The 23,704-nt window shown below is 66.8% G+C and carries 20 protein-coding genes and 1 pseudogene; 13 read left to right on the top strand and 8 right to left on the bottom strand.

Annotation, left to right across the window (positions count from 1 at the left end):
- Positions 1-162 precede the first annotated feature (162 nt).
- The 6 genes from BBK82_RS38015 (at position 163) to BBK82_RS37995 (ending at position 8,367) form a co-directional block, all read left to right on the top strand.
- Positions 163-1,008 carry a hypothetical protein gene (locus tag BBK82_RS38015; RefSeq protein WP_065919261.1) on the top strand — a complete coding sequence of 282 codons (846 nt, stop codon included), beginning with the start codon at positions 163-165 and terminating at the stop codon, positions 1,006-1,008.
- Positions 966-1,319: a hypothetical protein gene (locus BBK82_RS38010; RefSeq protein WP_065919260.1), complete on the top strand. Its 354-nt coding sequence runs from the start codon at positions 966-968 to the stop codon at positions 1,317-1,319. The genes BBK82_RS38015 and BBK82_RS38010 overlap by 43 nt, the downstream gene beginning before the upstream one ends.
- Positions 1,265-2,431: a hypothetical protein gene (locus BBK82_RS38005; RefSeq protein ID WP_065919259.1), complete on the top strand. Its 1,167-nt coding sequence runs from the start codon at positions 1,265-1,267 to the stop codon at positions 2,429-2,431. Before BBK82_RS38010 ends, BBK82_RS38005 begins: the two co-directional genes overlap by 55 nt.
- Entirely contained in the window at positions 2,398-2,793 is a 396-nt protein-coding gene (locus BBK82_RS51050) for a hypothetical protein (protein WP_154697750.1), read from the top strand. Before BBK82_RS38005 ends, BBK82_RS51050 begins: the two co-directional genes overlap by 34 nt.
- A gap of 74 nt (positions 2,794-2,867) precedes the next feature.
- Positions 2,868-3,920: a hypothetical protein gene (locus tag BBK82_RS51045; protein ID WP_154697749.1), complete on the top strand. Its 1,053-nt coding sequence runs from the start codon at positions 2,868-2,870 to the stop codon at positions 3,918-3,920.
- Positions 3,921-5,145: 1,225 nt separating this feature from the next.
- Positions 5,146-8,367: a S8 family peptidase gene (locus BBK82_RS37995; protein ID WP_065919257.1), complete on the top strand. Its 3,222-nt coding sequence runs from the start codon at positions 5,146-5,148 to the stop codon at positions 8,365-8,367.
- 286 nt (positions 8,368-8,653) lie between these two features.
- Here the strand turns inward: BBK82_RS37995 and BBK82_RS51040 are convergent, their stop codons facing one another.
- Positions 8,654-8,839: a hypothetical protein gene (locus BBK82_RS51040; protein WP_154697748.1), complete on the bottom strand. Its 186-nt coding sequence runs from the start codon at positions 8,837-8,839 to the stop codon at positions 8,654-8,656.
- Positions 8,840-9,016: 177 nt separating this feature from the next.
- On the opposite strand from BBK82_RS51040, the gene BBK82_RS37990 reads away from it, so the two are divergent.
- Entirely contained in the window at positions 9,017-10,006 is a 990-nt protein-coding gene (locus BBK82_RS37990; RefSeq protein WP_218920467.1) for a LacI family DNA-binding transcriptional regulator, read from the top strand.
- Between the two features lie 54 nt (positions 10,007-10,060).
- On the opposite strand, the gene pulA is transcribed toward BBK82_RS37990, so the two are convergent.
- From pulA to BBK82_RS37975, 3 genes are all read right to left on the bottom strand, one after another.
- Entirely contained in the window at positions 10,061-13,627 is a 3,567-nt protein-coding gene (gene pulA / locus BBK82_RS37985; RefSeq protein WP_065919255.1) for a pullulanase-type alpha-1,6-glucosidase, read from the bottom strand.
- A 523-nt stretch (positions 13,628-14,150) separates the two neighbouring features.
- Complete coding sequence (locus BBK82_RS37980) at positions 14,151-14,783, bottom strand: DsbA family oxidoreductase (protein ID WP_065919254.1); 633 nt, start codon at positions 14,781-14,783, stop codon at positions 14,151-14,153.
- 12 nt (positions 14,784-14,795) lie between these two features.
- Complete coding sequence (locus tag BBK82_RS37975; protein ID WP_065919253.1) at positions 14,796-15,185, bottom strand: nuclear transport factor 2 family protein; 390 nt, start codon at positions 15,183-15,185, stop codon at positions 14,796-14,798.
- Between the two features lie 422 nt (positions 15,186-15,607).
- On the opposite strand from BBK82_RS37975, the pseudogene BBK82_RS56995 reads away from it, so the two are divergent.
- Positions 15,608-15,772, top strand: a pseudogene (locus BBK82_RS56995) (IS630 family transposase); the annotation flags it as partial.
- Here BBK82_RS56995 and BBK82_RS56990 read toward each other — a convergent pair.
- From BBK82_RS56990 to BBK82_RS37960, 3 genes are all read right to left on the bottom strand, one after another.
- On the bottom strand, positions 15,762-16,442 hold the full coding sequence (locus BBK82_RS56990) for a M24 family metallopeptidase (RefSeq protein ID WP_418287541.1): 681 nt from the start codon (positions 16,440-16,442) through the stop codon (positions 15,762-15,764). The pseudogene BBK82_RS56995 and the gene BBK82_RS56990 sit on opposite strands and share 11 nt — an antisense overlap.
- Positions 16,443-17,127: 685 nt before the next feature.
- On the bottom strand, positions 17,128-18,093 hold the full coding sequence (locus BBK82_RS37965) for an SDR family NAD(P)-dependent oxidoreductase (RefSeq protein WP_237047792.1): 966 nt from the start codon (positions 18,091-18,093) through the stop codon (positions 17,128-17,130).
- A 14-nt stretch (positions 18,094-18,107) separates the two neighbouring features.
- Complete coding sequence (locus BBK82_RS37960) at positions 18,108-18,929, bottom strand: NAD-dependent epimerase/dehydratase family protein (protein ID WP_065919250.1); 822 nt, start codon at positions 18,927-18,929, stop codon at positions 18,108-18,110.
- A gap of 61 nt (positions 18,930-18,990) precedes the next feature.
- Between BBK82_RS37960 and BBK82_RS37955 the strand changes: the two genes are divergently transcribed.
- From BBK82_RS37955 to BBK82_RS37945, 3 genes are all read left to right on the top strand, one after another.
- Positions 18,991-19,440, top strand: a complete 450-nt coding sequence (locus BBK82_RS37955) for a MarR family winged helix-turn-helix transcriptional regulator (RefSeq protein WP_065919249.1) — start codon at positions 18,991-18,993, stop codon at positions 19,438-19,440.
- Positions 19,441-19,630: 190 nt separating this feature from the next.
- Positions 19,631-20,683, top strand: coding sequence for a LacI family DNA-binding transcriptional regulator (locus tag BBK82_RS37950; protein WP_071812760.1), 1,053 nt, complete (start codon positions 19,631-19,633; stop codon positions 20,681-20,683).
- Positions 20,684-20,688: 5 nt separating this feature from the next.
- Positions 20,689-21,543, top strand: a complete 855-nt coding sequence (locus BBK82_RS37945) for a substrate-binding domain-containing protein (RefSeq protein ID WP_065919248.1) — start codon at positions 20,689-20,691, stop codon at positions 21,541-21,543.
- A gap of 228 nt (positions 21,544-21,771) precedes the next feature.
- Here the strand turns inward: BBK82_RS37945 and BBK82_RS51035 are convergent, their stop codons facing one another.
- Entirely contained in the window at positions 21,772-22,017 is a 246-nt protein-coding gene (locus BBK82_RS51035) for a hypothetical protein (RefSeq protein ID WP_154697747.1), read from the bottom strand.
- Between BBK82_RS51035 and BBK82_RS37940 the strand changes: the two genes are divergently transcribed.
- Positions 22,018-22,908 carry a cellulase family glycosylhydrolase gene (locus BBK82_RS37940; protein WP_237047791.1) on the top strand — a complete coding sequence of 297 codons (891 nt, stop codon included), beginning with the start codon at positions 22,018-22,020 and terminating at the stop codon, positions 22,906-22,908.
- Positions 22,909-22,937: 29 nt separating this feature from the next.
- Positions 22,938-23,597, top strand: coding sequence for an expansin EXLX1 family cellulose-binding protein (locus BBK82_RS37935; RefSeq protein ID WP_065919247.1), 660 nt, complete (start codon positions 22,938-22,940; stop codon positions 23,595-23,597).
- Positions 23,598-23,704 lie beyond the last annotated feature (107 nt).

Below are 23,704 nucleotides of genomic sequence, written 5' to 3'. Positions count from 1 at the left end.
GCGGTGTCGCGATCTCCGGGTCGGTGGCGCAGGCCGGCTCGATCGACTCCGTCACGCTCGTGACGCAGGGTGTCTCAGCGGTTCCGGTGGACATGGTGGCCCGCGACCCGCGTCCGGTGTTCTCGAACACGCTCCACCAGCGGGTTCACCGGACGGGAGCGGTTGATCGGCCGGATCTACGACTTTCTCGCCGGCTCGCCCTGCGGTTATGTGTGGGTCGAGGCCGACGCCGGGCTGGGCAAGACCGCACTGGTCGCGCACCTGGCCCGCGAGCGTGACTGGATCTGCCACTTCTCCCGGTACACCGAGGGCCGGTCGGTCCGCGCCGGGTTGCAGAACCTCGCCGCGCAGCTGGTGGTGCGGCACGAACTGTGGAAGCTCGCGCCTGGCCGGTTGCTGCCCGACTGGATGTGCACGCCGGCCGGGTTCGAGCGGCTCCTGGTGGCGGCGGCGGACCAAGGCGACAAGGTGGTGCTGCTCGTCGACGTCGCGGACGAGGCGGAGACCGAGCCCGGCGCCCAGCCTTGGGGGCTACCGACTCACCTCCCAGCGGGCGTTTTCGTTGTCGGCACCTACCGCACCGGCAGTCCGCCCGCGCGCTGCGCGGCACCACGTGCCGTGCTGCGAGTGTCCGCTCAGGACGAGGACAACCTCCACGACATGCGCGCCCATTTACGCGAGCACGCACCGGCCGGTGTGCACGTCGAGGATCTCGCGGCGCGGTGCGGGGGCGTGTGGGTGTACCTGCGGTACGTGCTCGATGAGATCCGGCTCGGCTTGCGGCGCCCGGACGACCTCGGCGACCTGCCCGGCGACCTGCGCTCGTTCTACCTGGCCCACCTGGGCCGCTGGCGGGAGCACTACCACTGGCAGGGCACCGTGCTGCCGCTCGTGTCCACCCTTGCCGCCGCCGAAGAAGCGCTGCCGCTCGACAGCTCGCCGGCATGTCCGGGGCGGACCAGCGCATGGTGGAGCAGTGGTGCCTCGGCCGTCTCCGACCGTTCCTGACCGCCGTCCCGACGACGCCGCGCCGGTTCGAGATCTACCACGCCAGTCTGCGCGAGGTGCTGACCGCCGCGACGCCGGCGCCGACGGAGGAAGAGCAGGCCTGGTCGGGCGTTCTGGGCCTGGCTGTCATCGCCGCGAACAACCGGATTGCGGACTACTGCCTGACCAGCACCGACGGATACGCGTTGCGACACCTTCCTGGGCATCTGCTGCTCGCCGACCGGGTCGGAGAGCTGGATGCCTTGCTGGGCCGGCGTTGGCGAACCACGACGTCGCGCCCAGCCTGTCCCGGGAACTGCACCACCTGCTGATGATGGCCTCCATCAGCAGCCTCGCCCAGATCATCTCGGCTGAGCTGTTGTGCGCACTGGCCGCCTCTGGCGTGTGGAGTCCACAACGCATTGTCAGCCACGCCCGACGGATGCGGACGCCGTACGACTGTGCCGCGACGCTGGCTGTCGCGCTGCCCCACCTGCCGCCGGAACGTCAGCCCGAGGTGCTGGCCGAAGCACTGTCCGTTGTGGACACCATTGACGACGACCAATACCGGATCGCCGTTCTCATCGACCTCGCGCCACACTTGACCGGCGAGCAGCTGGAGCACGTCCTCGCGGCCACGTTGGCCGTGCCGGAGGGGACCGCCCGCGTCTCCGCGCTGACCAAGCCGGCGCCACACCTGTCGGGGGAGCAGCGCCGGACATTGCCGGCCGCCGCAACCCTCACCGACCACGAGGTGGCGGACCTGTTCGACGGACTTCCCCTGGGGAGCGACGCGTTGTCGATGTTGCCGGAATTCACCGGAACGCTGGCCTTTGCCGCCCGGATCTCCTTGACCGGCGAGCTGGCTGCCAATTTCCCCGAACCGGACCGGTCACGGTGGCTGGACACCGCACTGGCAGAGATCGACGACGGGGACCACGGGCTTGACGTGAAGCTTGAACTGGCGCCGCACCTGTCCGCGACGCAGGTCGCCGAGCTGCGCAGCGCCGTCGATTCGGTCGAGGACGAGCCGCACCGGTTGAGTCTGCTGGCTCGTCTGGTGCCGTTCCTCCCGGGCGACCAACGAACCGCCACTGCCACACTGGTCAAGGATGCGCTCGGCACGCCGGATCAGTGGATCGATCGTGCGAAAGTCCTCCCGTCGCTCGCGCGCTACCTCTCCGGCGAGGAGGTCGCGGAGGTGTTCGCCGACACGATCCGGTTGGCCGGCGTGCCTGACCGGCATCTCCGAACCACGTCACCGGTGGTGGAACTCGCTCCACACCTGCCGGCTGACCTGCGTGCCCTCGCGGTCTGCACCGCCACTCGTTACCCGAGCGGCATGAGCGTGTCCGAACACTGGTCGAACTGGCCCAGAACCTCACGACTCTCCGCGACCGGCGGAGCGCGGTGTCGGCCGCTCTCGCCATTGCCACCGAGATAGGGCATGGGGAGGACTGGGACGCCATCACCGCCGCGCTGATCCCACACCTTCCGGATGAGGAACGACGGGCCGTGCTCGCACAGCCGATGTCCATCCGCGTGGTGCAGGCAGCGACGCCGTACCTGTCCTCAGCTGCACTGGAACGGCTGCTCGCCGAGGCGGATCCGGATGTCCTGGTCGCTCTTGCCCGGCACGCCGGACCGGCACTGTCGAGCCGGATACTGGACGCGGTTGGCCAAATGCATCCAGGATTCCACCAGGAACTCGTGCTTGACGAGCTGGCGCCGCGACTGCAGCCGCAGACCTCGACCGCGCGCTGGCCATCGCCTACACGAACGAGTACTCAAGGCCTCTGGCGTTGAGTGCGCTTCTTCCTCACCTGCCCGCCGAGCGACGTTCGGCCGTAGCAGCAGATGTGTTGACGAGCAGTGATGCCATGCTCCCGGCTGCCGGCGTGCTGTCCTACCTGACGCCAGACCAAGTCTCGCTGATTCTGGACCTGGCCGAGCGCGGCGACGACGAGAACCCCTTGGCGACCTTTCTGCAGCAAGCCATTCCTCTGCTTCCCGATGACGCACTGCCCCGCATCGAGGCATTGGCGTTCACCAGGCCGGGAAACCGCACCGCGGTCCGTGCGGCCCTGGCGCTACGCAAACGGACAGGCCTGACCGATGTCCTCGCCGACATCACCGGCAACATCAACTCCTGGCAGGACACCGACTTCGCATGGGGCGTGGAAGCGCTGTGCATGCTCGTGCCGCACATGCCGGAGTCGCACTCACAAGTGCTCGCCACCGCGGCAGGGCTCTCCGACGAGAGTCAGCGCGGGTACCTGCTGCAAAAGGTCGCACCGCACCTGGATCCCAGGTTCATCCCGGACGTGCTCGCAGCGATCGGCGATCCCCATGTCGGCGTGAGCGTGCTCACCACCCTGGTCGCGCATGCGCCCGACATCGACCGGCCGGCGCTGATCCGCGCAGCGCTCCAGACCTTTGAGGATGCGCATCCGGCAAGCGAACGGGCGCTGGCCGAACTCGCCCCACACCTGTCCGCCAACCAACTCCTCGACGCTCTCTCTGTCGTCCACATCGGACCCATCAACACATCATCGCGCTCCTGGACCGTGCTGCGGAACTGTCCGAACACGACCTTTTCCTGTACATCCTGCGCATCGTGCTCCGATCGAACACCCGGCGCGGCTGTCTCGAGATCATCGCTGCCTGCCTGCCGACACTCTGCGACCTCGGCGGACCGGACCTGGCCGCCGAGCCGAGCGAATCGCTGGCCACGGTCCGCCGATGGTGGCCCTGACACCCGCGGTACCTTGAGCCGGCGGGGGTCACTCCTGCAGGAGCGGAACCGACGCCGGAGGCAGCTGGTCAACCACGGGCGACGAGTTCGCCGTGCTGATCGTGGCAGTTTCCGCGCCGCGAGGGCGCTCGTCGACCTGCTAGTCGAACAGGGGGCTGGACGCTATCCGGCTCAATGACTCCGGATCGCGTGAAATCGGACGCAAGAGTGGACCGAGGCTGGAACCTGAGGCCACTGCGGCGGCGCTCGTCGGTTACCAGAATGATCTCAACGGCGACAGCGGCGCGCCGCTGCAGTATTCGAACGATGAGCAAGACCGGAATGCTCGACAAGCTGTCTCGGTCGTTCCAGCGGTTGATGCTGGCGACGATCATCTCAGGGACCTGCGGTGGAGGTCCCCCGCTCGGTAAAGTCACAGTCGCGCTTGTCTCGGCAGCACTGTGACGAATCGGAGTAATCGTCCGTCCGTGGTTGACGGCGGCGAGCCGATGTCCCACGTACCGCCGACGATGCCCTCAAGCTGTGTCACGCAAGCTTCCGCCGATGTTTGCGCCGCTCCGCAGACAAGGCTTCCGGCCGAGAACGCCAGAAGATCGGCATTTGACGATCTGAGTCGCTGTCTGTGCCCGCGCAGCTCGGCCAGTCATGACTGCCGACGAAGTCCTTGGAGACGGCTCTGCGCCAGGTGGCCGCGTGGGGGTCGACAGGGCCATCGATCCTGAAGGCTTCTCCAGATTTTGCGATCGGTTGCAAAAATTTTTCATACTTGACATGGAGTCTTGCAGTCGGGAGGCTGTGGGAGCGCTCTCACCTGGAGAACGAGGAGTTCCCGTGATGCGTGTTGGCGGCAGAGCACTCGTTGTGGCGGCTGAGTCAGACCTGCTGTTGTCGTCGGCGCCTGGGGCAGCGCCAGGCGTGGTCGATCGCGTCGGACGAACGCGGACGGGTCTGGTGAGCAGAGCATTGCCGGGGGTGCAAAACAATCTTCTATCTGATATCTCGGCTTGTGGTGGAAGGTCAGCCGGTATTTATTGCGACGATCTCAGGTAACTGCCTGAAGTAATGGTCGCAGGTGTATGTGGGTGCCGGTCGATCGGTCGCCCTGATGAGGTCTGCGGGCAGGAAAATTGGGTTGCCTGGCATCGTGAAGCCTGTCAGCACCTTCGGTCGACCTTTCCGTCAGCCGACTAAGAGGACATGCTGATCCCAACGGGTCAGCGCAGGCGGCCGAACGGGCCGGTCGAAAATGTCTGCCGGACAAGCTTGCTGGGAATGCTTGGCGCCTCCGAGCAATCAACGCTAACTTGTCTAGACCACTCCGCGTGGTTCATCGACCGCGGATCGCCATGTCGAGATGTGTGCGGACCCTATTCTGGGAGGCCCTTCAAGTGCATTCAGTCAGAATGAGAACAGGCAGTTGGGTGGCCTTCGCCTCCCTCATGTTCGGGACCGTGCTCGGTACGCCGCCGACGGCTCACGCCGCGCCGGACGGACCCCAGGTCGGTCAGGCGGTCACATTGATCACCGGTGACCGGGTCGTTGTCGTGGATGCACAGCGGGACGTCAAGACCGTCGTGCCCGGCAAGGGCCGGGGCGAGATCGCGTTCTCCACGTACAAGCGGAAAGATCATCTGTTCGTGGTTCCGAAGGACGCTGTTCCACTTGTGCGGCAAGGTAAAGTCGATGAGCGTCTGTTCGACGTGACGACGTTGCTCGACTCCGGCTACGCCGACAGCAAGCGGGCAACGCTCCCGCTCATCGTTACCTACGCGCCTGGTGTCGCTCACGCGCAGTTGGCCGGTCTCAACCAGACGCAAAGCCTGGCGAGCATCAACTCGTCCGCAGTCAGTGCGGACCGTGACGGATCAGCCTGGCAATCGCTGCAGAGCACCACCGTGCGGAAGGTCTGGCTGGACTCTGTGAAGCACACCTCGCTGGACCGCAGCGTTGCGCAGATCGGCGGGCCGGAAGCGTGGAAAGCCGGTTACACCGGTGCGGGGACGAAGGTCGCCGTCTTGGACACCGGTGTCGACGAGACCCATCCGGACCTGGCAGGCCGTGAGGTCGCCGAACAGAACTTCAGCGGCGCTGCGGACAACTTGGACCGGATCGGCCACGGCACGCATGTCGCGTCGATCGTCGCCGGCACGGGAGCGAAGTCGGGCGGCAAGCTCAAAGGCGTGGCCCCCGAGGCGCAGATTCTCGACGGCAAGGTGTTCGACGACGACGGCCGAGCCACGGACTCGGGGATCATCGCCGGCATGCAGTGGGCGGTCGAGCAGGGCGCCAAGGTGGTGAACATGAGCTTGGGCGGATTGGACGACGAAGGGGTCGATCCGCTGGAGGAGGCCGTCAACGAACTGTCCAAGACGGGCACGTTGTTCGTGATCTCCGCGGGCAACAACGGCAACGGCGGCGACGGCACCGTCCTGTCGCCGGGTAGCGCGGACGCCGCGTTGACGGTCGGGGCCGTGGACCGCGAGGAGAACCTGGCGTCGTTCTCCAGCCGTGGCCCGCGACTCGGCGACGACGCGATCAAGCCGGACATCACCGCACCCGGCGTGGGCATCGTGGCCGCGAAGGCCACCGTCGGCCAAAACGGTACGTCCACCGGCGACGGGTACGTCGCGCTGAGCGGCACGTCGATGGCGGCCCCGCACGTGGCCGGATCGGCCGCGCTGCTGGCGCAGCAACACCCGGCGTGGACCGGGCAGCAGCTCAAGGCCGCGCTGACCGCGTCGGCCAAACCGAACGACAAGCTGAACGTCTTCGCCCAGGGCTCCGGCCGCGTGGACGTCGCCCGCGCGATCAGCCAGGTGGTGACGAGCGAACCGACGAACATCAGTTTCGGCACCCAGCTCTGGCCGCACGACGACGACCAGCCGGTGAGCAAGAACGTGACGTACCGCAACGCGAGCACCGCAGTCATGACCCTGGACCTCGCGGTGACCGCGACCGGTCCTGACGGCAAGCCCGCGCCCACCGGCATGCTGACCCCCTCGGTGCCGAGGGTGACGATCCCGGCCGGCGGCACGGCGGCGGTGAACGTCGTCGCCGACACGCGGCTGGGCTCGCTGGACGGCGTGTTCAGCGGAGTGTTGACCGCGACCTCACCCAGCACCTGGGTGCTCACCCCGGTCGCGGTCACCCGCGAGGGGGAAGTCCACACCTTGACCATCAACCACATCGGCCTCGACGGGCAGCCGGCCACCGCCAACTACGGCACCTATGCGCAGAACATCGACACCGGCGACATGTACCGCCTGTTCAGCCCGGACGGACGCGTGTCGATCCGCTTGCCCAAGGGGCGTTACATCCTGGACAGCGTGCTCACCGCCAAGCACACCGCGTGGCTGGTGTACCCGTCGCTGGACATGACCCGGGAGTTGAGCGTGGACCTGGACTTCCGCGCGGCCCGGCAGACGAAGATCACCCCACCGGACAACGCCTCCTTGGGCGTCGCTGACGTCAGGTACACGAGGTACGGACGCATCAAGGGTGGTGTCGGCTTCACCTGGGTGCGCTTCGGCGGCGACCTGGGCAACCTGTGGACCGCCGGGCTCGGCCCGGAGCTGCCGCCGAACGAGTTCGTGACGCAGTACAACACGCAGTGGTCCGGCGGCGAAGACTTCTACGGCCTCGGCTACTACGCCAACGGGTCCTTCCCCACCGGGTTCACCCGCGCGGACAGGAAAGAGGACCTCGGCCGCGTGCACTCCACGTATGCAGTCCCGCTTCCTGGCAGGTCGGGGCTGGCCTGGTCGTTCCCGCACCCCAAATTCGGCCCGGCGCTGTCGGGGTGGTGGTCCAAGGTCATGCCCGTCTCCCTGCCGGGCGAACGATACGGGTACTACTCCTCCGACGCGCTGTGGGTGCTCGAGGCCTGGCAGATGAGCCCGGAGCAGACGCTCGAGCATCGACTCATCTCGCGGCCTCGGTCAGTGCGGCCGGGCACCACGATCGAGGCGCCCTTCAACCGCGGCGTCTTCGGACCGGCGTTGCCGGAGTCGAAGTACGACATCGACTACCTGACCAGAGCCGGCAACGAGATCCGGGTCAACATCCCGCTGTGGGGCGACGCGGCAGGCAACATGGGTGTGACGGCAGCGGACAAGCACAGCATCGTCCTTTACAAGGACGGCGTGAAGATCGGCGAAAGCGCCTACGGCGGCGATGACTTCAAGGTCCCGTCGGAGCCAGGCAACTACACGTTGTCGATTGAAGGCGTCCGCAGCCGTGCCGCCGACGTGACCACCACGGTCCGGCTCACGACCACGTTCCGTTCCGAACACGTCGGTCCCAACCGGACGCGGCTGCCGCTGTCGGTCCTCCGCTTCACGCCCAAGCTGGACGACAACAACTCGGTGCCGGCAGGTAGCTCGCTCATCGTGCCCGTCGCGCTCCAGCAGCAAGCGACGAACACCAGCACCGTGCCACGGACGTCGAAGGTCGATGCGTCGTTCGACCGAGGCCTGACGTGGACGCCGGTGAACGTCGTGGCGAACGTGCTGGCAGTCGTCCAGCACCCCGATGACGCCACCTCGGTGTCATTGCGGGCAAAAGCGACCGACGCGGCCGGCAACTCCATCGAGCAAACGCTGATCGACGCCTACAAGTTGCACTGATCGATCGACTGGGCACTTCTGTCCGGGAAGCCGCTCCTCGTGGGCCGGAACGTCGTCTGGTTCCGGCCCACGAGGAGCGACGCATGAATTCGACTCCCCATCGCCTAGCACTCCCGAGTCGTGATCGACCACCGAGGCTTGCGCACCGCTGCCGCCTGCGTCGAGGCCCCCAGCCGGGTGCGGCATCTGCGAGCGCAACGCCCCCTTCTCTGAGCGGCGCTCGTTGGCATGGCAGATCGCTTCGCCTCGAAGTCCACTTCGGACCCGGTGCCTCGTCGGTCGCTGATCAGGCGTTCGAGGATCTGCGGTCGAGGACGACGCGAGAACGATCGATGACTTGCCGCTCGTGAAGGGCGACGGTCGCAGATGCAGGAGGGTGACCGCCGGCTGTTTTCGCCACCGCCCGCCATTGAACCGGCTCGATGCGGTCGATCGTCGCGAGAGCCGTCGCATCGGTGTAGATCAAGAGCATGCAGCGGACAGACGTCGGTATGTTGCCGAACAAAGTGGTCGCCGGTCAGTAACATCAGCCCCTCCAGGATCGTTTGAGCGGGGGTCGGAAACCATGGCGCGGAGATCTGTCCGGTCCGGCCGTGGCAACGATGGCCGAGCCAAGCCGACGTCCAGTGACGTAGCCGCTGCTGCGGGGGTGTCGCGGGCTGCCGTGTCGTTCGCCTACAACAACCCGCACCGGATCTCCGCGGCGACCCGCGAGCGCATTCTGGCGGCGGCCGAGGAGTTGGGGTACGCACCGAGCACGGTGGCGCGGATGTTGCAGGCCGGGCGGACCAACGCGTTGGGTGTGCTGCTGCCGCAGAACCTGGCGACGGTGATGGAGAACCCGTACTACGCACAATTTCTGATGGGCGTCGGGCAGGTGTGCGACCAGGAGGGGTTCACGCTGCTTCTCAGCGCTCCGTTGCGGGATTCGATGCTCAAGGCGATCCCGTACGCGGCGGTGGACGGGTTCGTGGTGTGCGGACTGGAACGAGACCGCGGTGAGGTCGCCGAGCTCGAGCGGCGCAAGATCCCGTTCGTCCTGGTCGACAGCGATCCGCAGGAGAACGTGCCAAGTGTGGACGTCGACGACCGCATGGGTGCACGTGAGGTGGTGGGGCATCTGCTGGAGCTGGGGCACCGGCGGCTGGCGGTGCTGTCGATGGACCCTGGTCCGGACCACGCCGAGCGTGGCTACCGAGGCCCGCTGTCCCGGCGCGTGGAAGGCATCGTCGAGGCGTTGGCCGAGGTCGGGATGACGATGGCGGACGTGGCGCTGGTCGAGGTGCCGGTGACGCGGACGGACGGGTTCCAGGCGACGAAGCGGCTGATGGCCGAGCACGCGCCGACCGCGATCGTCGCGTTGTCGGACGTGTTGGCGATCGGCGCGCTGGACGCGCTGCACGAGCTGGGGCTCGACGTCCCGGGGCGGGTGTCGGTGACCGGGTTCGACGATCTGCCGGAGGCGGCGTGGCAGCGGCCTCGGTTGACCACGGTGCGGCAGGCGATCGCAACGAAGGGGCGGACGGCCGCGGATTTCCTGATCTCTGCGATTCGCGGGGAGGACCAGCATCCGCACCAGTACCTGAGCGCGACGCTGATCGTGCGGGAGTCGACCGGACGGGTGCCGCGTTCCCCGTGAAGCGGCCGAGGACCTGCACTCGGCTCGGGTGCAGGTCCTCGACGTGCGGGCCGGTTACTGGGCGAGGCGGAACACGGCGGTGGTGCGCGCGGGCACGGTGAAGGTGCCCGTGGACGGGGTGAACGTGGCGGTCTTGACCACCGGGTCGCTGCCAGTGGCCTGGGTGGGGTCGAGGGTGTAGCCGGCACCCTGCGCGGCGGCGAGGGTGTGGCTGGTGGGTTGGGTGCTGGCGTTGAAGACGACCAGCAGGCCCTTGACGTCGGGGTCGACGTCGGCGCCGGTGGTGTCGTCGATCCGCATGACGATCACGCCGGGCTTCTGGTTGGGGCCACTGTCGGGGAAGGAGACCTTCTGCTGCACTTGGGCGGCGGTGGCCAGGCGGAACAGCGGGTTGTTCGCCCGGATCGTCAGGAAGTCCTTCGACTGTGCGGCGGCCGTGCCGATGTCAGCCGGTGACGGCTTGAGCGCCGGGTCGGCCAGCAGCGGCTTGGCGTAGGACCACTGGCCCCTGGCCCGCTCGGAGGCGGGTAGGCCGCGGCCGAAGCCGTTGTCGGTCTTGGTCGGGTCGTAGGCGTTGAACCAGTCGCCCGAGTTGTAGCTGTTGCTGTCGAACGACTTGCTGCGCAACATTTCGCTGCCCGCGTGCCAGAACGCCACACCCTGGCTCAGGGCGGGAATGCTCAGCGCGAGCGACTGCGCGCGGATGCGGTCGGCCATGCTGGTGCCGGTGGGCAGCTTGTAGGTCAGGTTGTCGAACAGGACCAGATCGTCATGCGCATCGACGTAGGCGACGCTTTCCTGCGGATCGCTGGTGTAGCCGGTGGGCGAGCCGCCGTAGGGCACCTGGGAGCCCTTGACCGTGGCGCCGGTGCGATCCGCGAACGAGTAGTCCTTGAGGTTACCGGTCAGACCGACTTTGATCTGGTCCTGCTGCAGAAGCAGCTTGGCTTTCTGCGCTGCGCTGTCGCCGTTGACGCCGTCGCCGTTGGGTGCGGTGAACAGGCCGCTGGCGAAGCCCTGCGCGCGGGGGTTGGCGTCGGCGGGACCGCCGCCGCGCACGGCGTCGCGGATGCGGTCGTTGAAGGTGCCGACGCCGGTGCCGGCCATGTTGACCTGGGTGGCCTGGGTGAACAGGGCGTTGCCGGCCACCTCGCCGAAGTCCCAGCCCTCGCCGTAGAGGTAGACCGCTTTGCCGTCGACGCCGTCCTTGCCGACGGTGAGGGTGTCCAGGGCGGCGCGCAGGTCGGTGAGCACGGATTTGGGGTGGTGGCCCATCAGGTCGAAGCGGAAGCCGTCGATCTTGTACGCCTTGGCCCACATCAGCACGGAGTCGACCAGCAGCTTGCCCATCATGGCGTGCTCGGCGGCGGTGTTGGGGCAGCAGGTGGAGTTCTCCACCTGTCCCTCGGCGTTGAGCCGGTGGTAGTAACCGGGGACGATGCGGTCGAGGTTGTTGGTGCCGCTCGGGCCCGCGTCGGGCGTGTGGTTGTAAACCACGTCCATCACCGCCCGCAGGCCGGCGCCGTTGAGTCCCGCGACCATCTGCCGGGTCTGCAGCGTGCGCGCGCCGCCCTGGGGGTCGGTGGCGAAGGATCCTTCCGGAACGGCGTAGTGCTGGGTGTTGTAGCCCCAGTCGAAGCCGTCGCTGTTGGCCACGGCGTTGACGCAGGACTGCTGCTGGTCGCTGTCACGTGCCATGGACCGCAGGTCGCACTGCGGGCTCTGGTGCTGAGAGCGCTGCTCCTGGATGGTGAAGTCGGCAAAGGGCAGCAGATGCACGGTGGTGAGGCCGGCGCGGGAAAGCTCGGAAAGGTGCTTCATGCCGTTGCTGCCCGCGTGGGTGAAGGCCCGGTAGGTGCCGCGGTCGGTGGCCGGGATGGTGGCGTCCGCGATGGAGAAGTCGCGGATGTGAAGCTCGTAGATCGACTGGTCCTCCGGCTTGCCCAGGGCGGGTTTTGTCAGCGAGGCCCAGCCCGTCGGGGCCAGAGCCGGGTCGGCCAGGTCGAGCAGGGCGCTGCGGGTGCCGTTGGTGGACAGGCCCACCGAGTAGGGGTCGGTGACCTGGTGGCGCTGGAAGAAGCCGTTGTCCGCCAGGACCTCGACGTCGAACAGGTAGAACTTGTTCTTCCACGTTGCGTTGCCGGTCACGCTCCACACGCCGTCGCCGCTCAGGGCCAGAGCCACCGCCGAGGACGGCGTGCCCGTGGTGGCGTCGTCGAAGAGGTTGACCTTCACGGAGCGGGCCGTCGGCGCCCACAGGTGCAGCGCCGGAACCCCAGCGGTCCACACCGGCCCCAGAGCACGCGTGCGGGCGGAGGCATGGACGTCGTCGAGCACGCCGTGGTTGCGCAGCCGGGTCGACGCGCGCAGCGACGTGTCGTCGAACGCTGCCACGGCCACGTCACCGGTCAGGATCTTCTCGATGTCGGCTTCGGCGATGCCGTCGGGCAGGGCAAGCGCACCCAGGTTCGCCTGCCGGGGGAAGGCCCGCCTGAGGTCTGCGGGCAGGCCACCAGGAACGAGCTCCAGTTTGATCGCCCGGCTTGGCGCGCCGATGCGCACGTCGCCGTCGGGTCGCGTGTACAGGTAGTACGTGCCGGTGCCGGTGACGCGATCCCAGGCGATGTGCTTGCGCGACAGCCAGTGGGCCTTGATGCCCGTTTCAGGCGGCGTGCCGGGTCCGGGCACTCCGATGTCGCCCCCTTCGGAGCGCACCGTCAGCAGGTGACTCGTGGCGTTGTAGGCAAAGTCGGTCTTGGCGCCGTTCCTGCCCACGGTGAACGCGATGTTCGCGCCGTTGCGCGTGCCGCCTTCGCCGTAGTTCTCGTCCCACGACCCGCCGACGGTGGCCTTGACCTGCCAGGCGCCCGCCGGGATTGCGGTGGTGGAGAAGGTGTACGTGCCGTCGCCGTCGGTGTCGGAGAGCCGCGAGTTGCTGCACGAGGGCGACCAGTCGCCGGCGCAGCCGAGTTCGGACTGGAAGTCGCCCGCGGCCACCACGGTCAGGGTGCCGCCGCCTCCACCTCGAGAGGTGACGGTCAGCACGTGAGTGGCCGAGTTGTAGCTGAACGAGGTGGTCGCGCCGGCAGAGGGCACGGTGAAGGGAATGTCGGCGCCGCCGCGGACACCGTTCTGTCCGTAGTTCTCCGCCCACGACTGGCCGATGGCGGCCTTGACGTGATGGATGCCGGCGGGGACGGCTGTGGTCGACCAGGTGTAGGTGCCATCGCCGTCGATGTCCTGCAACCACGACTTGAGGCAGTCAGGGGCCCAGTCAGCGGCACAGCCGAGCTCGGACTGGAACGACCCCGCCGCCGTGACGACCTGGTGGTTGACGTCGTCGGTGATCCAGTGCGTGAGCGGGTCGTAGACGAACGTGACGCGTGCACCGCCCGTCGGCACCTCAAGCCCGATGTTCGGTCCGTTCGCGACGGCGCCCGCGCCGTAGTTCTCCGACCATGAGCCGTCGAGGACAGCCTTGTAGGAGTGACGACCGGCCGGCAGGGACAGGGACACCGACCACATACCGTCCGCACGTTGAGCCAACCGCGTCGCGGTGCACGCGACATCCCAGTCGGTCGCGCAGCCGATCTCACCGGTGAAGTCTCCGACGACTCCCACCGAGGTGGGAGCTGCGGTCGCGGCAGTCGGCAGGACGACGTCGGCTGCAGCGAGGCTGGCGACGGCGAGAACGGCTATGAGGGCACGACGGGGGACTGAGCCTCTGGGCCGCATGGGAGCACTCCTCGTTGAGTTGCACTGTCATGTTACTAACTCGATTAACTAGGTTGACCCCGCCTCTGGTCAAGCCTTGAGTCACACGAGTTGCGCTTGTCGGCGTCATCGGCCGGTGGGTGCACGACCCGCTGACGCCGGGCAGGTCGCGCCGCTCTGTCTCGCGGGGGAGCAGCGGACGTCCTGGATGCTCTTCGCCGCGGATGATGTGGAACTGACCGGCCAGGGCGACCTCCGGGGACCTGGTGCAGCGCCTACGGCCGCTGCTGCACCGCCCAGTGGCCTCTCAAAAAAGCCAGCTGGTCGACACCCGGTCAGTACAGCTGGTACCGCCGGCGCAACAAGGTTCTGACGGGGTGCGGTGGGTCGGCAGTCGACCGGCCCACCGCACCTGTTTGGTCGGCTTCGTCTAGCGAGCCATGCTCGCCCACGCGAGCTGCAGTGACTGGACCAGCGTCAGCACTGGTCGGGCACCGGCGACTGCGACAGACCCGTCCATGAGGATGAAGGGAACGCCAATGGCTCCGAGCTCATGGGCTCTCCGCTCTTCGGTTCGCACGGCTTCAGCGTAGATCGCAGGTTGCTCGAGCACCTTGCGCGCCTCGGTGCGATCCAGCCCGGCTTCGGCAGTCAGGTCTACCAGAACTTCGTTGGTGAACAAGGGAAGTGCGCGGGCGAAGTTGGTGTGCAGCACCAACTCGGTCAGTTCGTTCCGGACGCCGTGCTCGCCTGCCAGGTGCAGCAGCCGGTGCACGTCGAAGGTTCCGCCCACAAGCCGGTCCAGCCGGTATTCGAGCCCTTCCTCCCGCGCCAGTCCTGCGACGTTGTCCTCCATCTTGCGGGCTTGCGGTCCGTAACGCCTTGCCGGCATCTCCGATACCGGTTCGTCGTCGTTGACGGCCCGGCCTGGGTCGAGTTCGAACGAGCGATGCACCACCTCCACGTCTGCCCCATGTTCGAAGATCGCCAGTGCTTTGTCGAAACGGGCCTTGCCGATGTAGCACCACGGACACACGACATCGACCCAGAACTCAACCTGCATCAACGCGTGTCCTCAGAACATGCCGTTGGAGTTGGCGGAGTTCTTCGGCACGGCCTGGATCACGTCCCAGTGCTCGACGACCTTGCCGCCCTCCAGGCGGAAGTAGTCGGCGAGCGCTTGCCCGGGGTTCTCCGGGTTGCCGGGTTCCAGGTCGAGGTGGGAGTGGGTGACGACCATGTCGCCTTCGGCGATGACCCGCTTGATGTCGAGTCGCAGGTTCGGGAACTGACCGCGCAGGTAGTGCACGAATCCGATGAACGCTTCCGGACCGTCTGCGGCGTCAGGGTTGTGCTGGACGTAATGTGGTCCGAAGTGGTCGGCGACGGCCTTCTCCGGGTTGCCGTTGAAGGCGGTCTGGTAGTAGTCGATGACTACCTGCTTGTTGCGTTCAAGCTCAGACATCAGTCATTCCTCTCAGATGGGTTTCCGAGAGTGACTCGAAGAAGAGAAAGCAGTCGGAAACCCGTGGTGTACAGGTTGCCCACGCGTCAGATCTGGCTACCTGGGCAGGCAGCCGACGCTAGTACTACTTTCCCGAGCGACCGCAGCCAAGTGAATCACTCGGCTTTAGTGCTCATCGCGCACCCGATTCTACGAGTCCACTCGGTGGTGGGCAACCGAGCCACGTCCTCCGAGACGAGTGCCACAGCTCCTCGAGGTGAGGAATGTTCCGGCGTCCTGCGAGTGTGCTCCAGAACTTCTTATTCTGGAGCTCTGCTGACAGACCATGCTGTCACGGTCACAGGCCTGTAGGAATCGTAGATGCGATGCAGAAGCGCCATCCGAGGACTGCCACATGACTTCGACGCCGGCGAACTGCTCCGACACCTGCGTGGAGGCGGCTAGAGACCAGCACCAGCCGGCATGGCACGTCGAGTCTGTGCGCGGCACTGGACATCTCCACCGGCAAGGTCAACGGCCGGCTACACGCACGGCACCGCGCCATCGAGTTTCTCGCTCAGTCGAGAACTCAGGAAGTCAGCCGCCCGCGCGTAGCAGCTGGGCGGTGTGCGGGTTGAGCTCCTCCGCACCGTCGTCACCCACCAGCACGGTCCCGCCGACCGTGACGAGGTGGCGCTCGAACCCGCAGCTCGGCTCGAAGGCGAACGTCATTCCCTTCGCCAGCACCAGGTCGCGGGGCATCGTCGGTGTCTCCGGCAAGTCCGGGTACTGCTCGACGCCCTCGACGCGCAGGGAGTTCGCGGGAATGCGGGCAAGCCCGACGCAGGGGTTGAGCGCGTGGACCTGCGGACCGCGGACCCAGCCGCCCGCCGCTTCCACCGGCGCCAGCATCGCCTCGGCGATGTCGCCGAAAGCGGCACCCGGGCGGAGGGCGTCCAGTCCTGCCCGGTAGGCCTCGTTCGCGATGTGCGCCGCGTGCTCGATGTCCTCGTGCACCTCACCGACGGCGATGGTCACCTGGTGCTGCGAGGTTCGCATGCCGAAGTTGCAGAAGACCTCGGCCATGAGGACGTCGCCGTCCTGGATGATCCGCGCCTCCTGCGGGCGGTAGGACCACGCGGGCGGTCCGGACGCGGCGTACTCCGAGCCCGACCACAGGTGCATGCCGGCGACGACGGTGCCGTAGCTCAGCGCCGCCGCGGTGCCCGCCGTGTAGACCGCAGCCTCCGACGCACCGGGCCGGGTGGCCTCGACCATCGCCTCCACCATCGCGTCGCCGATGCGCGCGGTGTACCGGACCACCTCCAGCTCCTCGTCGCTGAGCTGGAACAGCAGCAGCCCGAACTCCGACCCCACCGAGACGATCTCGAGCTCGGGCAGCTCAGTGCCCAGTCCGTGCATCAAGCGGAACGGGATGACGCCCTCGGGGTGCCACGGGATGTGCGGGTCGAGTCCGACCACCCCGATCCGCGCCCGCGACAACCCCAGGTCCTTGAACGCGGCGATCAGCGTCGCCGCGTCGCGACCGACGCGGATGCTGGGCGCGGAGACCCAGACGTCGTGTCCCCGTCGCTCCGCCTCGAGCCGGTCGAGCAGGTACAGCGGCATCGGCAGGAGAACGAGCGGCTCGCCTCCGCGGGGCATGAGCACGGTGGTCCCGGCCCGGTCGTTGGTGAACCAGGTGTCGAAGTAGAGGGGCATCGCACCGGCGTCCTCGTGCTCGCCGTAAACGAGGAGCGCGTCGAGGCCGCGGCGCTCCATGAAGGCATTCGCGAGGTCCCAACGGCGGTCGCGCTCGGCGAGCGAGAACCGGGGGATGGCGGTGCGGACATTGGAAGTCATCGACGTTGCCTTTCACTGGTGAGTGTGCGAGAAGAAACATCCAGCGCCTTGATCGGCGGTGGCTTCGCCGCACAAGTAGCACCCAGGGCTGATGGGACTGTCACTGCCCGATTGACGCGCCGATTCCGGTGAGAGCGGCGGTTGCCAGCCACAGGCTTTTGGCGACCGCCGGGTTCAGGCCGGCCCGGCTGGGCTTGCGGATGAGGGGGTGTCCCGTGAAGCTGAACAGGCCGTCGGGGCCGATGTATGCGTTGCCGGGAACGTCCTGTGTGGCGGCGTAGAGCAGTGGTAGCGCTCCGTGCTCGGCGTCCTGGACCAGGAATGGGAGCCGATTGACAATCCGCAGGTGCGAGTGGTCGACCAGTCCGGTGCGGGCGACACCTGGATGGGCGATCACGGAGCGGATGTTGCTGCCGGCGGCGGTCAGGCGGCGCTGCAGTTCCAGCGAGAACAGCACGACCGCGAGCTTGGACGACTGGTAGGCGGCCATTGGGTCGTACTTGCGGGTCCGCCAGTCGAGGTCATCCAGGTCCAGTTTGCCGAACCGGTGCATCTGGCTGGAGACGGTCACCACGCGGTCGGTCAGCTGGGGCAGCAGCAGGTTGGTGAGCAGGAACGGCCCGAAGTAGTTCGTTGCGGTCTGCACGTCCAGGCCCTGTGCGGTCCGCGCCGCCGGGACGTCCATCACTCCGGCGTTGTTGATCAAGATGTCGATGTCGCCGGTGCACGTCTGCGCGAACGCGCGCACCGAGTCCAGATCGGCCACATCGAGATGCCGGATCTCGAAGTCACCTCGCATGTCGGTGGTTGCCTCGCGTGCCTTGTCAACGTTGCGCACAGCCAGCACCACATGGGCGCCGGCCCGAGCGAGCTCCCGGGCGGTCACCAGTCCGACGCCTCCACCTGCACCGGTGATCAGCACCGTTTTGCCGGTCATGACCGGAAGTTGGTCCGCAGTCCATTTCGCCATGGAAATTCCTTCAGGAGTGGGGTGATCGATCCGGCAGATGTGATGCAGCAAGCGCAGCGGATTGAAATCAATGCGCCTGGGGCTCGTTTTCGGCAAGCCGCAAACCGTGCCTAGAGGATGCCTTCGCGGGCGGCGGCGTAGACGGTGGGCACGCTCGGTGTGAAACCGAGTTCACGGATCAGGGTGCTGTCGAGGTGTCCGAACCAGGGGTCGGTCAGCGGCTCAGCGGACCCTTCGATCGGTCGCCCGGCGAGGCGGGTCATCTCGTAGACGGTGACCGGAGGCGCCCCGTCGGTGACGTTGACGATCCGGCCGTCCATCACCCCGGTCAGCGCGAGGCGGACGGCGGCCGCGATGTCGCGGTGGTGCGCCACTGAGTAGGCCTGCGCGGGGTGCAGGCCGAACTGCGGGGCAAGCGTGTGGAGGGACGCGAGGTGACCGTCGCCCTCGCCGTACACGAACGGCAGTCGCAGGACGGCCCAGGTCAGGCCGCTGTCGCGGAGCAACTGCTCGGCCGCCACCTTGCTCGCCCCGTAGGCGGACTTCGGCGAGCACTCGTCGGTCTCCAGCGCCGGGCGCGTGGCGTCCGCGTTGTAGACGTTGCCGGTGCTGCTCATGACGAGACGGGCGTTCGGCGCGTGCTCCTTCACGGCGGCGATCAGGTTGCGGGTGCCGTCATGGTTCGCGCGCCAGATCGCGGCCTCGTCCTGCGTGCGGAACAGCGCCGCCAGGTGGACCACCGCGTCGACGCCTTCCACTGCCGCCCGCAGCGTGTCCGGGTCGGCCAGGTCACCGCGGACGGCCATGGTCCCCGGAGGCAGCGCGGCCTCGCCGCGGACGAGCGCGCGGCACTCGAAGCCGTCCTGCGCGAGGCGCGGCAGCAGCCGCGACCCCACGAGACCGGTGGCGCCGGTGAGCAACAGAGTCGTCATGATCTTCCCTTTCGCTGATCATCAGTAATACTGACGATCAGCGTAGCAGTATCCTGTTGAGGTGACCACCGAAAGGGATCCGGGACCGCGGCTGAGCGCGCGGCTGACCTACTTGCTCAAGCGTGCTCTTGTCGATCTCGAGGACCTGCACGCCGAACACCTGGCACCGGTCGGGGTCAGCGGGCGTGAGCTGGCCGTCCTGCTGCTCCTGGACGGCATCAACCCCGAGTCGCAGCAGCAGGTGGCCGGACGCCTGAGGGTCGACCGGACCACGATGGTCGCGCTGCTCGACGGGCTGGAGGCCAAGGGGCTCGTGGCGCGCCACGCGGACGCCGGGGACCGGCGTCGCAACGTCGTCGAGCTGACCGGGGACGGGCGGGCAGCGCTGACCCGGGCGGTCAGCGCCAGCGACGAGGCCGAACGGCAATTCCTGGCGGAACTCGACGATGCCGAGTCCGCGCAGCTGCGCACGCTGCTGACGCGCCTGACCCAGGACCGCTCGAAGCCCTAGGCTGACTTGATCTTCAGCCCCGTGCACCCGAAGGGTGTCCGGTCGGCCTCGGCGTCGACGAGAACGAGCGACAGGAACCCCGAACTCGGTCGCCTCCCGCGCTGGTTCGGCGGATACGCCGGGCGAACAGCAGCAGCTCCGCCTGCCTGGAGAAGTAGCACCGAACCGATCCTGACAAACAGGGGGCGCTGTGACCGCCGAACGCGAGCGGGGGCCCACGCTGGCACGAATCGCCCAGCTGGCAGGAGTGTCGGTTCCGACGGTCTCCAAGGTGATCAACGGTCATCGCGATGTGTCCGCTCGCACCAGAAAGCTCGTCGAGGAGATTGTCGTCCGGGAAGGTTATGTCCGTCCTGGAAGCATCGTTGCCAAAGGAGTGGTGCGTCGGGGAACGATGGTCGAACTCATCATCAACGAAGTCGACAACGCGTGGGCAGCGGAAATCCTGGGCGGCGTCGAGCGTGTGTTGAGGGAGCACGGGGCGCAGGTCGTCCTGACCGCGGTTCACTCGACCCGTGAACCCGACGATGATTGGCTCGACCTCATGGTCAGGCGGGGATCGCGCGGCGTGATCCTGGTGTACTCGGACCTGACCTCGTCGCAGCGCGCGGCGCTCTCCAGTCGCTCGGTCCCGTTCGTCGTGGTTGATCCCGTGGGATCGCCTGTGTCCGACGTCCACACCGTGACGGCCACCAACTGGCACGGTGGTCTCGCGGCGACGCAACACCTGTTGTCGTTGGGCCATCGGAGAATTGGCGTGATCGGCGGCCCTGAGAACTCTCCGTGCAGCAACGCCAGGATCGCCGGCTACCGCAGCGCGCTGCGCCTGGCGGGCGTCGCCACCGATTCGGCGTTGGTCCGTCACGGAGACTTCGGATACGAGCAAGGGCGACTGCAGACCGACGCGCTGCTGGATCTGCCCGTGCCGCCCACCGCCATCTTCGCGGCCAACGACCTCCAGGCGCTGGGCGCCTACGAAGCGCTGCGGGACCGACGCTTGCACATCCCGGAGGACATCAGCGTTGTCGGCTTCGACGATGTGCCTTTCGCTGCGTGGACCTCACCGCCGTTGACGACGGTCAAACAACCCTTGCGCCGTATGGGAGTGCTCGCGGCGCAGACACTCGTCTGCCTGATGAGAGGCGAGCAGGTCGAGTCGCCCCGCACGCGGATGGCCACGAACTTGGTCGTACGCGGGAGTACGTCTGTGGCGAAGTCCGCCTCCCGTGCTGAGGGAGCCTGAACGGGATGGTGTACGCCGCCTCCGCTGACCGCGGGGCCAAACCGATCGATCTTGTGCTCGGCGACTCGGAGTTCCCGTGGTTCGTAGAACTGCTCGCAGGATTGGAGAAGGCAGCCCATGAGCTGCGCTGGGCCATGAGGCTCACCATGGTGCATCGCCGTTCCACTCCAGACCTGCGTTGGCTGGACGCACTGCTGGAACGCGGTTCGGCAGGAGCGATCTTGGTGCGCACCCGTCTGAACGCCTACCAGCACGCTGTGCTGGCGGAAGAGCGCATACCAGTGGTCACGGTGGGCTCGGTCGACTGGTCTGCCTCGGCGCCGTCGATCACCACGACCGCCTGGCACGGTGTGCTCGGAGCCGTCCAGCACCTGACGGATCTGGGGCACCGGCGTGTCGCGCTGATCACCGGCCCGGACTCGTCCTCGGCGACAGAGGAGATGGTGGCCGGATATCGAGAAGCGCTGAGGGCCGAACGCATCCCGTTCACATCGGCGCTGCTGCGTCAGGGGCCTGCTTCGCGCACCGAGGGGCACCGGCGAGGAGCCGAGCTGCTGGCACTGCCGCAGCCGCCTACCGCCGTGGTCGCGGGCAGTGATCTTCAGGCGGTCGGGGTGTGTGAGGCGGCAACAGCGAGCGGGCTTCGGGTTCCCGACGATCTGAGCGTGATCGGATTTGACGACCTTCCCCTCGCCTCGTGGACGAGTCCTCCGCTGACGACCGTGCGCCAACCCTGGCGGGAAGTGGGGGCAGCGGCTGTGCGGATGCTGAACGAGTTGGCTGAAGGCCGGGTGCTCGGACATCCTCGGGTCGAGTTCGCCACCAGTCTGGTGGTCAGATCGAGTACTCGTGCTCTATGAGGAGCACAATGACAGCTCATCGGCACTCGATCCACTCGAGTCACTCGCTGAGATAGCCGTGCATTGCCGGTGGTGCGGCCTTTGTGGATCCCCAGGGACCTGGTTTCGACACGATATGTCACCAGTCCTCAACTGTCTCGAAGTTTCGACGTGTTTCGTGGTGTTGGCGTACCGACGCGCAGGGGAAGCCTTTGACCTGCGCGTATAGTCTGTCTACGTTTTCGTGGGCTAGCCCGGGAATCGCCGGGCGGCGCTTCTGGTCAGCAGGTGAGGAGAAATAGGCAGATTGGCGGAAAGCGTGGAGGTTGTCTGCTGGATACGATCCCGAATCATCGCAATCTTCAGCGCAACCCGGAGGGTGCCGTGCGCTTCCTCGTTTCCCTGCACAGAACCACCGTTGGCTTTGCAGTCGCAACACTGCTCATCACCACACTCGCCGGTCATCCCGCAGAAGCCGCGGCTCAGGGCTTTCACGTGAAGGACGGCCGCTTGCTGGACGGCCACGGCAGCACGTTCGTCATGCGCGGGGTGAACCACCCGCACAGCTGGTTCCCGAACAAGACTTCTCAGGCACTCAAGGACATCAAGGCGACCGGAGCCAACACCGCGAGGATTGTCCTGTCCAACGGAGCCCGGTTCAACCGCAACACCACAGCGGATGTTGCCAGCGTCATCAAGCGCTGCAAGGCGAACAAGCTCATCTGCGTCCTGGAGGTGCACGACACCACCGGGTACGGCGAGCAGAGCGGTGCGTCGTCGCTGACGGCGGCCGTGAACTACTGGATCAGCATCAAGAGCGCACTGGCTGGGCAACAGCGATACGTGCTGCTCAACATCGGCAACGAGCCGCGCGGCAACAACAACCCGAGCGCCTGGGTCGGCGAGACGAAATCCGCGATCGCCCGCATGCGCAAGGAGGGCCTGACCCACACGCTGGTGGCCGACGGTCCCAACTGGGGGCAGGACTGGTCGTTCGTCATGCGTGACAACGCCAAGCAGATCTTCAACTCGGACGTACGGCGCAACACCGTCTTCTCCGTCCACATGTACGAGGTGTTCGGCACTGCGGACAAGGTGAACAACTACCTCAACCGGTTCGCGGCCGCTCGCCTGCCGATCGTCGTCGGGGAGTTCGGGCACTGGCACGGCAACGCCTCAGTGGACGAGGACGCCATCTTCGCCGCGAGCAGACGTCTGGGTACCGGGTTCCTCGCGTGGTCGTGGAGCGGGAACGGTGGAGGGCTCGACTACCTCGACCTGGTGCGCGGATTCGACGCCGGCAAGCCCACCTGGTGGGGCCAGCGAACGATCTCCGGTCCGAACGGAATCAAGGCGACCTCTCGCCAGGCATCGGTGTTCAAGTGACCGTCTACAGCGGAGTTGCGTCTTCTGCGATGCGACACTTGATGGTCGTGGCCTCGGTCCTCGCTCTGTTGCTGGCGGTTGCCGTCGCGCCTGCGTCTGCCTCCTACAACGGCAGCGGTGACGCGACCTACTACCCGGCCGACGACGCACTCGGAGCTTGCTCCTACGGGCGGATCGGCGAGGTGCGGATCGCCGCTCTCAACCAAGTCGACTACGGCAACGGCCGCATGTGCGGAGCCTACGTCGAGGTCAAGGGCCCGCGCGGCAAGGTCGTGGTCAAGATCATGGACCGGTGCCCTGAGTGCAAACGCGGTGACATAGATCTGAATCGCGCTGTGTATGGCCAGGTCGCTGATCCACTGGCCGGACGAGTCAAGGTGAGCTGGCGGCTGGTCAGCCCGAACACGTCCGCGAAGCTGTCCTTCCGCTACAAGGAAGGATCGAACCAGCACTGGTGCGCGCTCCGGGTACGCGACCACCGCAATCCCGTCGTCAAGCTCGAGATCCGCAACGGAAAGACGTGGAGGAGCCTGCCGCGAACCGACTACAACTACTTCATCGTCAACGACGGCAAGGGTTGTGGAGGCGACATCCGCGTCACAGACGTCGGTGGACAGCAGCTCGTCGAACCCAGCATCGCGTTCCGGCCGGGCGTCGTGCAGAAGGGCACCAAGCAGTTCACCAACTGACAACGACGTTCGACTGTGACCTTTGCCCCCTGCCGAGCGACTACCTGCGAAGATTCTCTAGAACGAGGTTGCGCGTGTGGCGCCTCTTCGACGACCGCATCATGAAC

The sequence above is a fragment of the Lentzea guizhouensis genome, from assembly GCF_001701025.1.
Classification (GTDB): domain Bacteria; phylum Actinomycetota; class Actinomycetes; order Mycobacteriales; family Pseudonocardiaceae; genus Lentzea; species Lentzea guizhouensis.
This window is presented reverse-complemented; position numbering and strand designations above follow the sequence as displayed.